The sequence below is a fragment of the Bradyrhizobium sp. AUGA SZCCT0222 genome, from assembly GCF_018130205.1.
GTDB lineage: Bacteria > Pseudomonadota > Alphaproteobacteria > Rhizobiales > Xanthobacteraceae > Bradyrhizobium.
The window spans coordinates 79,082-91,638 of the sequence record NZ_JAFCLX010000023.1 but is presented as its reverse complement, the minus strand read 5'-3'; the positions used below and the strand labels follow the sequence as shown (position 1 = coordinate 91,638).

Below are 12,557 nucleotides of genomic sequence, written 5' to 3'. Positions count from 1 at the left end.
CATCCAATTGGTCGAGATTTCTGGGAATTCAAGCAGTCCAAAGTCCGATTTAGGTAGAAGATCATTCTCTTACGTAGAAGATCATTCTCTTCGTGACAGGAAATCGATGACGCCGGCCTTGTAGACCTTGTCGCCGACCGCGCGCATGTGATCGCGGTTCGGAATATCCAGCACCTCGGCGTCCGGAATGATCTCGCCCAGCGCCTGCGCCGAGCCTGCGATTTCGTCTGACGTGCCGACCGCGATCAGCACGGGCACATGGATAGCGGCGGCTTCATCCCGCGTCATCAGGCGCCGCGAGCCGCGCAGGCAGGCCGCCAGCGCGCGGCGGTCGGAACGGGTCTGGTCGGCAAAAGCGCGAAACGTCCGCCCGACCGGATCGGTGACGTCTTCCAGCGACGGCGCCTCGAGTGCGAGGGCTACATTTTCGCCGGGGCCGCCGCCCGTGATCATCCCGATCCCGATGCCGCCCAGGATGGCCGAGCGCAGCCGCTGCGGCTGGCCCAGCGCCATCACCGCCGTCATCCGCGATCCCAGTGAATAGCCCATCACGTCGGCCCGCTCGATTGCCAAATGATCCAGCAGCGCGATGACGTCGCCGGCCATGATCGCGATCTCGTAACTCGCGGCGTCGTAAAGCTTGCCGGAATCGCCATGACCGCGGTTGTCGAGCGCGATCACGCGGCGCCCGGCTTTCTTCAGTTCGGACACCCAGGTCGGATAGACCCAGTTCACGTTCTTGCTCGAGGCAAAGCCGTGTACGAGAACGATCGGATCGCCCTCGCCTTCGTCGAGATAGGCAATTTCGACATCGCCGTTGTGAAAACTCGGCATCGCTAATTCCATTTTTTGGGGAGTTCAAATTGCGCGATCGAAAAACGATCGCAACTCTAGCCGCAGGTGGCGGCGCCCGCTAGAGCCGGACCGGGAAGTAACGCCGCCGCCTGCTCTCGCTGCCGTCTCGCCTTCTTGCGGCGCAGATACGCCATGGTGGCGCGCTCGGTGATTGCCTTGATCGACGACAGGAAGCCGAACAGCGCCAGCAGTGCACTGAATACCCACAGCGACAGATTGAATGCGCCGGCCGCCAGCAGCAGTGCGCCGCGGCCGAACAGTTTCAGGATCGCCCGGGTCTGGCCACCCTTGGATTCCGCGAGCCGGGCGGCGCGCGCGATATCTTTCGGGCCCTCGGCGATGCGCAGTGTGTCGAGCGCACCGCGCGTACCGGCCTTCTCTCCGATGCGGCCGACGTCCTTGGCCAGCCGAACCAGCGCACCGGCCTTCTCGGCGCGGAACGCCGCCTTGATCGCGCTGACGGTCGCGCCGGGCCGCAGCACCGAGCCGGAGGCGACGGCCTTCTGCAGCATCGGCCCATCGACGACCTCGCGCGCCGAGCGGCCGGCCCATAGCATCAGCCCCTCGCCCAGGCGCCCGACCTTGCGGGCATCCTTCACCATGGTCAGCCCGGCACGCACCGGTAGCGCGCCACCGACCGACACGTAGGTCGCCGCCGTCACCGCCAAGCCCACCGTCGCAAGTCCCAGGATCAGATGATCGGTATCCTCGCCCATCGCCAGATGCTTGCTCTCGCGCACCACGTCGCGGATATCGCCGAACACGAAGAGATCGCCGGCCACCGTGCCCGACAGGCTCGCGACATCCTCGGCGTTGCCGGTGACGAGACCGACCGCGAAACGTTTAGCAAAATGCGAGGTTGAGTTCGCGTCCGTGACGGCGTCGTTCACGCGCGTCGACAGCTCTTCGCTAATGGCGATGTTCTTGTCGCGCGCAAGTTCGGTAAAGCTGCCGGCAAGATCGGCATCGCCTGCCGCCAGCGCGGCCTCGATATTTTCTGCAACCAGCGCCGGGTTGTTCCGCAGGACAGAATTGATCCTCAGATCGGCCAATTCGGACGGTTCGTCCTGCGCTGCCAGGATCGCAAAAGCGTCGCGCGCGTGTGGCCATAGCGCCGCACCCACGGCGATAGTTGCCGCCATGCCCGCCACCGCCAAACTGAGCCCTGCCCGCTTCATCCTGCAAAACCTGGGTTTTCGCTGCCCTCAACATAATGTGCCGCATTTGCGACACAACGTCCCCGACGAAAGAAGGGCTTCTCTGGGACGACAAGATTGTGTCGAATTTGCATGAGCAAATGTGCGGCGGCGACCTTCAAGAATCTGGGCTCTAGGAATCAACGGAACCCGTCAGTATGGTGCGCGGCATTTCGGGCCGCCGCATCGCGTTGGTTGCGTCTGCCCGTCATTGCTATCCAAGGTGAAACAAGATGTCCGATCATGTCGTCCCGCACTTTCACAACGACGCCGGCGTCTCGGTAATCGAGATCGGCTCGCAGGAATTCATGTGCGTGGGCGCCAATCCGCCGTTCGACCATCCTCATGTCTTCCTGGACCTCGGCAACGACAACGAGATCATCTGCCCGTATTGTTCGACGCTGTACCGGTTTGCAGCCGATCTCAAAGCCGGCGAAGCGCGCCCCCCGGAATGCGTGCTGAAAGACAAAGTCGCCTGACAGGTCCGCCGTGGCGGTTACGCGCACCATCGTTGTCGCTGGTGCCGGGATCGGAGGACTGACCGCGGCGCTGGCGCTCGCAAAGCAAGGCTTTCGCGTCGTCGTTCTGGAAAAGGTCGAGCGGCTGGAGGAAGCCGGCGCCGGCCTGCAGCTTTCGCCCAACGCCAGCCGCATCCTGGTTGAACTCGGTCTGCAGCCGCGCCTCGCGCCGCGCGCCGTCACGCCCGAATCCATCAACATCATGAGCGCCCGGGGCGGCGGCGAGATCGTCCGCCTGCCGCTCGGTGAGGCCGCGAATTTTCGCGCCGGCGCACCCTATTGGGTGGTGCATCGCGCCGATCTGCAGGCGGCGCTGCAGGCCCAGGTCGACCACAATCCCGACATCGAATTGCGGCTTGGCTGCCAGTTCGAGGATGTCACCGCGCACGCCAAGGGACTGACGGTCGTGGGGCGCCGCGGCAATGCGCGGCAACAGGAACTGGCGGTGGCGCTGATCGGCGCCGACGGCATCTGGTCGGCAGTCCGGCATCATTTATTCCCGGATGTCCAGCCGCAATTCTCCGGTCTGATCGCCTGGCGCGGCACGCTCGATGCGACGGCGTTGCCGCGCGAATATACTTCGCCCCGGGTGCAACTCTGGATGGGACCACGAGCGCATCTCGTCGCCTATCCGATCTCGGGCGGGCGGCGCATCAATGTCGTCGCCATCGTGCCGGGGACGTGGAACAGGCCGGGCTGGAGCGCACCGGGCGAGGCCAACGAAATCAAGGCGGCGTTCTCGCAGCAATGGCCGGCAACCGCGCGAATGCTGATCGGCGCCGTCGATGAATGGCGGCGATGGGCGCTGTTCACGGTGCCCGATATTGGCGGATGGAGTGACGGCGCGGTCGCGCTGCTCGGCGATGCCGCGCACGCCATGCTGCCGTTCGCCGCGCAAGGCGCGGGAATGGCGATCGAGGACGCCGCGGTACTGGCGAAAGCCTTGAGCGAATGCGCCGGCGACAACACCGCCGGCATCCCGGCGGCCTTGAAGCGCTACGGACGGCTGCGGCGCGCCCGCGTGTTAAGGGTTCAGCGCGCCGCCCGGCGGTCGGGACAAATCTATCATCTGACCGGACCGTTGGCGCTCGCGCGCGATCTCGCCATCAAGTCGCTCGGTCCAAGGCGAATGCTGGCGCGGCAGGACTGGATTTACGACTGGCGGGCGTGAACATCCGACGCGAGCCCATGGCGCGGGAGGACTTCCGCAGGACGCGTCATCGCGACGATGGACGGGATCCCCTGACGCCTCCAGATGGCGCAGGCGGTGCCGCCGCCGCACTCGCGGCAGGTTTGGATTCCGGCGGCGATTCCTGGCACTTGTTGCGCCGCCAGGCCTCCTCGGCGAATTTCGATTGTCCCTGCGTCGCAATGAGGTCGTTGCGATAGGCCAGCTCCGACACGACAGAGCCGCCGACGCCGGTTTCAGCCTTCGCCATCAGGCCCTGCAGTTCCGCCTTGCGCCCGGCAATCCGGGCGCGTTCCGTCTCGAGTTGCTTGCATTCATAGAGGTCGTATTTGGCGGGATCGGCGAAAGCCGTCGACATGTTGTCGCCCACGCTGGCACAGCTGGAGAGCCCTGCCCCTGCCGCGAGCAGCGCCAACACGCCTGCGGCACGCGAAATTCGCCGGCGATGGGACGTGGATTCGGACATCGGACCTTCATAAGCCAACAACGTTGAGATTGCCTAAAGCAGGACCAGATGTCCGCATTGAGGCTTTGCGTCCGGCCCCGCGTTCCCTTAAGGAAAGGCGCGGTTTCGGGGGCGGATTATCCCATTTCCCCTTCGCCGGCAAACGCGCTAAGTACCTGATCTTCTGACTAAAGCGGACGTGGCGGAATTGGTAGACGCAAGGGACTTAAAATCCCTCGATGGCAACGTCGTGTGGGTTCGAGTCCCACCGCCCGCACCACGCTTCGCCCTGACGGGCTACGCGTGGCACGGCCACGCGGAGGCCGTCAGGGCGAAGCGTGTCCGGCGTAGCTGAAGCGCAGCGAAAGCGGAGACGGACTGCCTAACGGGCCAAAACTGGATCAGCCCGTCGATTGGGGCGAAGCGTGGGCGGGGGAGCGACGTTGCAGCAGACTAGTCTTTTCGAAATGCGCCGGCTGGAGATGCTGAGCAACACGATATTCGGCGTTGCCATGACACTGCTCGCCTACGACCTGCCGAAGGCCGCCAGTTTTGCGAGCGCACCGGCCTGGATCGACCTCGTTCGCGTCTATGCGCAACCGGTCATCGCGCTGACGATCAGCTTTGTGGTCGCCGGCCTGTTCTGGTTCAGCCATCACCGGCGGCTAGCCGTTGCGCCGGAAGCCAGCCGCGGCGTGGTATTCCTCAATCTGCTGTTTCTACTGTCGATCATCATCCTGCCGGTGACGAACGGCCTCTATGGCAGCTATCGGCTCGATGGCGTGGTCGCCGTGATTTACGGAATTCATCTCGCTACGATTGCCACGCTGAACGGCCTGTTGTGGATTCTGGCGCTCTGGGGCCGCCGCGATATGCCATTACGGGTGACGGTATTATTTCCGATTTTGGTATTCGTGATCGGAACAGCCATCGCCACATTCTCCCCGAAGGTGGCGCAGTTCGTCTGGTGCCTGGCCTTTTTCTCGCCGGTCGCAGGCTGGCTCGCCGGACGACGCCTCGACTAGCTTGCTCTCTCTTCGTTCGCAGCTGCCGATCTCTTGAATATTAACTGCTTCGAGGAGCCGGCCGGCTGTCGCAATCATCGCGATGAGTATCAATTGTCTCGCCGCGCCTGAAACCCGCTGCGGTGAATTAGAATCCGGTTTCGACCTCCGAAGGCCGAGTTGTCGATCCCGACCAGAGCTTGGTTCTGATTGAATCAGAACCGAAGCTCCAGACCCTTGTTTTGACCCGTTTTCTTTACGCGAACCGGATCCACCCCCCGATCAAGTCCGAGGGTATGCTTCGTTCCAAAATGCTCTAGGTGGCGCCGGTTGCCTTGAGCAATCTGCCCGCCTCGTCCACAATCGCCTGCTCGACCTTCGACTGAAATTCTTTCCGATCGAGTCCCGGCGGAATCAGCGGGAGATAGGAGACTGTGATCTTTCCGCTGTGAATCATCAGGGTCTTCTTGCCCCAGAACAATCCGGAATTGTGCGCCGTCGGCACAACCGGGATGTCGAGACTGGAGTACAGCGCCGCGATGCCAGCCGTATGGAATGTCACCGGCTCACCGACCGCCTGGCGCGTACCTTGAGGAAATATCAGCACCTTGCGGCCTTCGCCGACTGCGCGCTTGGCTTCGTCGATCATCTGCCGGAGTGCCTGCCGGCCTGCTGACCTGTCCAGCAGGATCATCGGATACTTATAGAGATACCAGCCGACGATCGGCAGATCGATCAGTTCCTTTTTGGCGACGATACTGGCCTCGGGAAAGATGGCGGATAGCGCAACCGTCTCCCACAGCGATTGATGGTTGCAGGCGATGATGCATGGACCATTCGGGATGTTTTGGCGCCCCTGCTCCCTGTAATCCAGCCCCACCACGTACTTCAGGAGAAACACGATCCCGTTTGCCCACAATTGCGAAACTGCGCGAACCTGCGCGCTGCTGGCGTTGAAGAGCCGCAAAAAAGGCAATGTCGGCGACAGGAAGAGTGTCCAGATCACCACAACGGCATCGAATACGACCGACCTCAGGTAATGCAACGATAATATCCCTCAGCTTCTGCGATTTGCCGGCCCCAAATACAGTACTTTTCGGCCCTTGCATAATTTCGGACGGGCTCAGACGACATCCTGCCCCAAAGAAAAATCGTTTCGCCGTGGACCGGCCGGCATTGTCTATTTAGGATTGTCGCGTGCCCGCCCTGGAACAGATCACCATCTCCCCCCGCCTCACCTTCGACGCCCTCGTCGCGGGCGAGGCAGGCGCGCCGCTGGTGTTGCTGCTGCATGGCTTTGCCGAATCGATGCATTGCTGGCGCGCCCAGGTCACGGCGCTCGGCGATATGGGCTACCGCGCGATTGCGCCGAGCCAGCGCGGTTACTCTCCGGAGGCGCGGCCTAACCCCCGCGAGTTCTCGCACTACCTGATCGACCGCCTGATCGACGATGCGCTGGCCATCGCCGCGGCCTCGGGCTATGGCGACGCGCGCATTCACCTGGTCGGCCATGACTGGGGCGGCAGCATCGCCTGGGGATTGGCCGACCGTTGCCACGAGCGACTGGCCTCGCTCACCATTCTTTCGCGGCCCCATCCGAACGCGTTCAATCGCGCGCTGCACATGTCCGACGGCGAACAGGCTAGTCGCTCGCGACACCACAAGGCGTTCCTCGAACCCGACGCCGCCGACATAGTGCTCGCCGACGACGCCAAATGGCTGCGCGATCGGCTCATTGCCAACGGCGTTCCCACTGAGGCGATCGAACGGCATCTGGCCGTGCTCGGCAACAAGGACGCGATGGAAGCGGCGCTGGCCTGGTACCGCGCGCGCGGCGCGGTCCGCGGGCCGCTCGGTCCGATCCGTGTGCCCACGCTCTACATCTGGGGCGACGCCGACGACACCGTCGGCCGTATCGCCGCCGAAGGCACCCGCGATTTCGTCGCCGCGCCCTATCAATTCGAAGTCCTGCCCGGCGTCGGACATTTCGCGGCCGATCAGGCGCCGGAACGGGTCAGCGAATTATTGCTGGCGCATATCGCAGCGCACCCGGATTGATCCGGTCCCGCGCCATCAAGCGCTGGCGGCGAATTCCTGATGCCTGCCAGGCGCGGCGTCGAACAATGCCCTGGTATATTCGTGCTGGGGCGCGGCGAAGACCTCCGCCGTGGTGCCCTGTTCGACAATTACCCCGCGCTGCATGACCGCGATCCGGTCACAGACCTGGGCTGCGACCCGTAAATCGTGGGTGATGAACAGCACCGCCAGATTAAACTTTCGACGCACCTCGTCCAGCAGCTTCAGCACCTGATCCTGCACGGAGACGTCGAGCGCCGACACCGGCTCGTCGCCAATCAGCAATTCAGGCTCCATCGCCAGCGCCCGCGCAATGCAGATCCTTTGGCGCTGGCCGCCGGAGAACTGGTGCGGGAAGCGATCGATCGCGGCCGGAGGCAGATGCACGATCGCCATCAGGTCGCGCGCACGCTGCAGCGCCTCCTTGCGGCTGACGCCAAAATTCATCGGCCCCTCGATGATCGCCTCACCGACCGTGCGGCGCGGATTGAGCGATCGATATGGATCCTGGAAGATGAACTGAACGCGCCGGCGCATCGGACGAAACTTAGCCTCCCGCATTGCCGCGATATCGATGCCGTCGATCTTGATGCCGCCGCCTGTGGTGTCGACCAGCCGCGCGACGCAACGCGCCACTGTCGACTTGCCTGAACCGGACTCGCCGACAATGCCGAGCGTTTCACCGCGACGGATCGTCAGCGAGACGTCCTTGACCGCGGCCACGACGCGCGCTTTCGGCTGGAACAGCGATCGCTTGCCATAAGTCTTGAAGAGATTCTCGGTCTGCAGGACCACCGGACCGGTCACCGGAGATCGCTTCGGCGGCGTCATGCTCGGCACCGCGCGCAACAGCATCCTAGTATAGTCCTCACGCGGGGCCCGCAGCACTTCCTCACAGGGGCCCTGCTCCACGATCCGGCCCATCTGCATCACCACGACACGATCAGCGATCTCGGAAACGACGCCGAAATCGTGGGTGATGAACAGTACGCCGGTTTTCGTGCGCCCCTGCATTTCCCGTACGAGCTTGAGGATCTGAGCCTGCGTGGTGACGTCGAGCGCCGTGGTCGGCTCGTCGGCAATCAGCAGAGCGGGGTCGAGCACCAGCGCAGCCGCGATCATGATCCGCTGGCGTTGGCCGCCGGACAGCTGGTGCGGATAGGCGTCGATCATCTGTTCGGGATCAGGCAGATGCACCGCGCGCATGATTTCGAGCACGCGCGCACGCTGCTGCTTCTGGTCAAGACTGGTGTGGATTTCCAGCACTTCACGAATCTGGTCGCCGACCCGCTCGACCGGATTGAGCGCCGTCATCGGCTCCTGGAACACCATGGCCATGCGGGTGCCGCGGATCGCGCGCAGCTCGGAATCGGATTTTGTGAGCAGTTCATCGCCCTGCAGCCGGATCGAGCCGGACTCGACCCGCATCGCAGCTTTCGGCAACAGGCCCATCACGGCCTGCGCCGTCACCGACTTGCCGGAACCGGATTCGCCGACTACGCAGACGATCTCGTCGGTACCGACGGTGAGGTTGATACCCTGCACGGCGTGCGTCCGGTCGCCTCCCCTGATGGAGACGGAAAGATCGGAGACTTCGAGTACGGTATTGCTCACATCACACCCGCTTCGCCATCTTGGGATCGAGCGTATCGCGCAAGCCGTCGCCGAGAGTGTTGACGGCAAGGATCGTGAACGCAAGGCAGACACCGGGATAGATGATGTTATGCGGGAACAGGCTGAACACCTCTCTTCCCGCGGCCATGATGTTGCCCCAGGTCGGCACTTCCGGCGGCACGCCGATGCCGAGGAAGGACAGGATGGCCTCGATCAGGATGGCGGACGCGCAGATGAAGGTGCCCTGCACGATCATCGGCGCGATGGTGTTGGGCAACACATGCCGCCACAGCAGTTTCGGGGTCGACGTGCCAAGCGTCACCGCGGCTTCGACATAGGGCTCTTCGCGCACGCTGAGCACGATGGAGCGCACGAGCCGGACCACGCCGGGAATCTGGGGAACCGTGATCGCGATGATGACGGTCAGCACGCTGGAGCGGAACAGCGACACCATGGCGATCGCCAGCAGGATGGCTGGAATCGCCATCAACCCGTCCATGATCCGCATAATGACGGCGTCGAGAATGCGGAAGAAGCCGGCGAGCAGACCGATGAACAGGCCACAGGCGACGCTGATCAGCGCCACCGTGATGCCGACAAAGAGCGAGACGCGCGCGCCATAGACCACGCGGCTGTAGACGTCGCGTCCCAGGCCGTCGGTGCCGAACTTGGCGATCATCTTGAAGCGTTCGCCGGTGTCCGTCCGCATCGTGATTTCCGCGCCGGGGACCTTGTTTCGCGCGATCGGGCTAATCGCCGTCGGATCGATGGTTCCGAGCCAGGGCGCGAACAGCCCCATCAGCAATACGATCGTGATGACGGCGGCGCCGAACACCACGCCCGGGTTGCGCAGCAATTTGCGATACGCCGCGGGCTTGGCCGGGCTCGCCGGCAGAGCGGGTTCAAGGATCGTTGCGTCGACCATCAGTAGCGGATCCTGGGATCGAGGATTGTGTAAATCATGTCAACCGCAAGGTTGATCATGACGTAGACGAACGAAAACAGCAGGATCACGGCCTGGATCGTCGGATAGTCTCGCGCCAGCACCGCGTCCACCGTGAGCCTGCCAAGGCCTGGGATCGTGAACACGCTCTCGGTGACGACGACGCCGCCAATCAGGAGTGCCACGCCAAGTCCGATCACTGTGACGATCGGAACGGCGGCATTGCGCAGCGCGTGACGGAACAGCACCTTTCGCTCGGACTGTCCCTTGGCCCGCGCGGTGCGGATATAATCTTCCGACAGCACTTCCAGCAAGCTGGTGCGCGTCATGCGAGCGATCAGCGCGACATAAATCACCGACAAGGTCACCGACGGCAGGATCAACCGCTGCGCCCAGCCGCCAATCCCCTCCGAGATTCGCTGATAACCCTGCACCGGCAGCCAGTTCAAATAGACCGCGAACAAATAGATCAGGAGATAGCCGATCACGAACACGGGCACGGAAAATCCGAGCACCGAAAAGCCCATCACGATGCGGTCGATCCACGAACCGTGCCGGTGCGCGGCCAGCACGCCGAGCGGAACAGCGACGAATATCGCAATCAGGATCGTGAACACGGCGAGCGACAGGGTCGGCTCGATCCGCTCACCGATCAGCGAGGCCACCGTCTTCTTGAAGAAGAAGCTTTCGCCGAAATTACCCGTCAGCACTCTGCCCGACCAGATCACGAACTGCTCGATCATCGGCCGGTCGAGGCCGAGTTGGCTGCGGATCTGCGCCACCTGTTCGGTGGTGGCATTGTCGCCGGCGATGATCGCCGCCGGATCCGAGGGGGTCAGCCGCAGCATCAGGAAGATGAAGACCGCAACCACCAGCATCACGGGGATCGTGCCGATCAGACGCCGGAAGAAGTAGCCGTACATCGACATGGTGGCGCGATCCTATAAACCGAACGGGCGGCGGCGAACCGCCGCCCGTCGTCGTTTCATCACTTGGTGATTTCGATGTTCCAGAGCACCGGCACCGGTGAAATCAGGTACCCCTTGACGTTCTTGCGCATGGCAACCGGCTGGACGTACTCGCCGACCGGAATCTCCGGCGTAAACTCGATGACGCGTTGCTGTACCGCTTCGGCAATTGCCTTCTGCTTGGCGGGGTCGGTCTCGCGGGCAAAGTCGTCGCGCAGCTTCTCCAGCTTCTCGTCACAGGGCCAGCCGAACGAGGCCTTCTCGCAAGCCGCGTTCACGTAGGCCGTCGAGATCGGGTTCATCACGTCGGCGGCGACCCAGGCCGTGAGGAAGGCGTTCCAGCCGCCCGCTTCCGGCGGGTCCTTCTTGGCACGGCGGGCGACCAGGGTCTGCCAATCCATCGACTGCATGTCGACCTTGAAGCCCGCCTTCTCCATCAGCGATTTCGCCACCGGAGCAAGGTTGGTCAGGGTCTTGAGGTCGGTGGAGTGCATCAGCACCACCGGCGTGCCGTCGTAGCCCGCCTCCTTCAGCAACTCCTGGGCCTTTTTGGCGTTGGAGGTCAGCAGCCCGTCCATTCCCTTGGTGCTGGCGAAAGTCGTGTCGCAGATGAACAGCGCCTTGCACGGCCTGATGTAGTTCTCGTCACCGATGGTCGCCATCAGGAAATCTTCCTGGTTGAAGGCGTACCACAACGCATGGCGGACTTTCGGATTGTCGAACGGCTTGTGCAGCGTGTTCGGCCGGAAGACGTATTGCAACTTCGCCAGCGGCGACACGACAATATCTACGTTCGGATCCTTCTTCAGGGTTGGAAGCAGGTCGTGGCTGGGCGCCTCGATGAAGTCGATCTCGCCCTTCGAGAGCGCGTTGACCGCTTGCTGCGCATCCGAAATGGCGCGCCACTCGACGCGGTCCACCTTGACGACCTTGCCGCCGGCAAGACCCGAGGCCGGCTCGGCGCGCGGCTTGTACTTGTCGAACTTGATGTAGACGGTCTTGTCGCCCGGCTTCCACTCATCCTTGACGAAGACGAAGGGGCCGGAACCAGTGAAATCCTCGATCTGCTTGTTGGGATCGGTGTCGGCGACGCGCTTGGGCATCATGAACGGCACGTTGGAGGACGGCTTCGACAGACCCAGCAGCACGAGCCCGGTCGGCTCCTTGAGCTTGATGGTGAAAGTTTTGGCATCGACCGCGTCGATGGAGTCGACGAAGGTCATCATCTTCTGACCGAGCGAGTCCTTGACCGCCCAGCGTTTGATGGAGGCAATGCAGTCTTCCGACGTCACTGGCTTGCCATCGTGCCACAACAGGCCTTCGCGCAACGTGAAAGTGTAGGTCTTCTTGTCGGCCGAGGTGTCGTACTTCTCGACCATCTGCGGCTTGATCTCGCCCTTTTCATCCTGCGCGAGCAGCGTGTCATAGATCATGTAGCCGTGGTTGCGGACGATGTAGGCCGTGGTCCAGATTGGATCCAGGATCTTCAGATCCGAGTGCATGACGGCGCGCAACGTGGTCTGGGCAAGCGCGGGCGCTGCCACAGTCACCAGGCTGCCGACACAAGTCGCAGCAAGAATTGCTTTTCTGAACGCGTTCATTCCTTCACCTCCGTTGTCGTCTCGACGCCCGAACGCCTAATGTTCGGGCCCCCGCCCGGTTTCTAAGCGGACTATAGGGTCGATATTCAGCTTCACAACACCCTTTTGACCCGACGACAGTGGTGACGCCGGCGCTCAGGCAGAAATC

The 12,557-nt window shown here is 62.8% G+C and carries 12 protein-coding genes and 1 tRNA gene; 5 read left to right on the top strand and 8 right to left on the bottom strand.

Translation table 11 applies throughout. From position 1 onward, the window contains the following. Nucleotides 1–81: 81 nt before the first annotated feature. Nucleotides 82–834, bottom strand: a complete 753-nt coding sequence (locus JQ629_RS20840; RefSeq protein ID WP_212414254.1) for an alpha/beta fold hydrolase — start codon at nucleotides 832–834, stop codon at nucleotides 82–84. Nucleotides 835–890: 56 nt separating this feature from the next. Then, nucleotides 891–2,033, bottom strand: coding sequence for a hypothetical protein (locus JQ629_RS20835; protein ID WP_212414253.1), 1,143 nt, complete (start codon nucleotides 2,031–2,033; stop codon nucleotides 891–893). Between the two features lie 251 nt (nucleotides 2,034–2,284). Here JQ629_RS20835 and JQ629_RS20830 point away from each other — a divergent pair, with 251 nt between their 5' ends. Together JQ629_RS20830 and JQ629_RS20825 are read left to right on the top strand one after the other, a co-directional pair. Beyond that, complete coding sequence (locus JQ629_RS20830; RefSeq protein WP_192734038.1) at nucleotides 2,285–2,530, top strand: zinc-finger domain-containing protein; 246 nt, start codon at nucleotides 2,285–2,287, stop codon at nucleotides 2,528–2,530. Nucleotides 2,531–2,540: 10 nt separating this feature from the next. Next, nucleotides 2,541–3,740, top strand: coding sequence for an FAD-dependent monooxygenase (locus JQ629_RS20825; RefSeq protein ID WP_212414252.1), 1,200 nt, complete (start codon nucleotides 2,541–2,543; stop codon nucleotides 3,738–3,740). Between the two features lie 46 nt (nucleotides 3,741–3,786). Here JQ629_RS20825 and JQ629_RS20820 read toward each other — a convergent pair whose 3' ends face one another. Beyond that, complete coding sequence (locus tag JQ629_RS20820) at nucleotides 3,787–4,224, bottom strand: twin-arginine translocation pathway signal (RefSeq protein WP_212414251.1); 438 nt, start codon at nucleotides 4,222–4,224, stop codon at nucleotides 3,787–3,789. Nucleotides 4,225–4,396: 172 nt separating this feature from the next. Between JQ629_RS20820 and JQ629_RS20815 the strand changes: the two genes are divergently transcribed. Both JQ629_RS20815 and JQ629_RS20810 read left to right on the top strand, forming a co-directional pair. Further along, nucleotides 4,397–4,483: transfer RNA gene (locus JQ629_RS20815), tRNA-Leu, on the top strand. Nucleotides 4,484–4,670: 187 nt separating this feature from the next. Continuing rightward, entirely contained in the window at nucleotides 4,671–5,228 is a 558-nt protein-coding gene (locus JQ629_RS20810) for a TMEM175 family protein (protein ID WP_212414282.1), read from the top strand. Nucleotides 5,229–5,523: 295 nt separating this feature from the next. Here JQ629_RS20810 and JQ629_RS20805 read toward each other — a convergent pair whose 3' ends face one another. Next, nucleotides 5,524–6,252 carry a lysophospholipid acyltransferase family protein gene (locus tag JQ629_RS20805; protein WP_212414250.1) on the bottom strand — a complete coding sequence of 243 codons (729 nt, stop codon included), beginning with the start codon at nucleotides 6,250–6,252 and terminating at the stop codon, nucleotides 5,524–5,526. A gap of 152 nt (nucleotides 6,253–6,404) precedes the next feature. On the opposite strand from JQ629_RS20805, the gene JQ629_RS20800 reads away from it, so the two are divergent. Beyond that, a complete protein-coding gene (locus JQ629_RS20800) occupies nucleotides 6,405–7,265 on the top strand; it encodes an alpha/beta fold hydrolase (RefSeq protein WP_349631292.1) in 861 nt (286 codons plus the stop codon). A gap of 15 nt (nucleotides 7,266–7,280) precedes the next feature. Here the strand turns inward: JQ629_RS20800 and JQ629_RS20795 are convergent, their stop codons facing one another. From JQ629_RS20795 to JQ629_RS20780, 4 genes are all read right to left on the bottom strand, one after another. Then, nucleotides 7,281–8,897 carry an ABC transporter ATP-binding protein gene (locus tag JQ629_RS20795; RefSeq protein WP_212414249.1) on the bottom strand — a complete coding sequence of 539 codons (1,617 nt, stop codon included), beginning with the start codon at nucleotides 8,895–8,897 and terminating at the stop codon, nucleotides 7,281–7,283. Between the two features lies 1 nt (nucleotide 8,898). Further along, a complete protein-coding gene (locus JQ629_RS20790) occupies nucleotides 8,899–9,822 on the bottom strand; it encodes an ABC transporter permease (protein ID WP_212414248.1) in 924 nt (307 codons plus the stop codon). After that, nucleotides 9,822–10,763: an ABC transporter permease gene (locus tag JQ629_RS20785; RefSeq protein ID WP_212414280.1), complete on the bottom strand. Its 942-nt coding sequence runs from the start codon at nucleotides 10,761–10,763 to the stop codon at nucleotides 9,822–9,824. Before JQ629_RS20785 ends, JQ629_RS20790 begins: the two co-directional genes overlap by 1 nt. Before the next feature lie 65 nt (nucleotides 10,764–10,828). After that, nucleotides 10,829–12,409, bottom strand: a complete 1,581-nt coding sequence (locus JQ629_RS20780; RefSeq protein WP_249135177.1) for an ABC transporter substrate-binding protein — start codon at nucleotides 12,407–12,409, stop codon at nucleotides 10,829–10,831. Nucleotides 12,410–12,557: the final 148 nt, after the last annotated feature.

Bases quoted from the DNA above. Each gene is read 5' to 3' on its own strand.
- JQ629_RS20840 (WP_212414254.1), bottom strand. From the start codon at position 834: ATGCCGAGTTTTCACAACGGCGATGTCGAAATTGCCTATCTCGACGAA.
- JQ629_RS20835 (WP_212414253.1), bottom strand. From the start codon at position 2,033: ATGAAGCGGGCAGGGCTCAGTTTGGCGGTGGCGGGCATGGCGGCAACT.
- JQ629_RS20830 (WP_192734038.1), top strand. From the start codon at position 2,285: ATGTCCGATCATGTCGTCCCGCACTTTCACAACGACGCCGGCGTCTCG.
- JQ629_RS20820 (WP_212414251.1), bottom strand. From the start codon at position 4,224: ATGTCCGAATCCACGTCCCATCGCCGGCGAATTTCGCGTGCCGCAGGC.
- JQ629_RS20810 (WP_212414282.1), top strand. From the start codon at position 4,671: ATGCGCCGGCTGGAGATGCTGAGCAACACGATATTCGGCGTTGCCATG.
- JQ629_RS20790 (WP_212414248.1), bottom strand. From the start codon at position 9,822: ATGGTCGACGCAACGATCCTTGAACCCGCTCTGCCGGCGAGCCCGGCC.
- JQ629_RS20785 (WP_212414280.1), bottom strand. From the start codon at position 10,763: ATGTACGGCTACTTCTTCCGGCGTCTGATCGGCACGATCCCCGTGATG.
- JQ629_RS20780 (WP_249135177.1), bottom strand. From the start codon at position 12,409: ATGAACGCGTTCAGAAAAGCAATTCTTGCTGCGACTTGTGTCGGCAGC.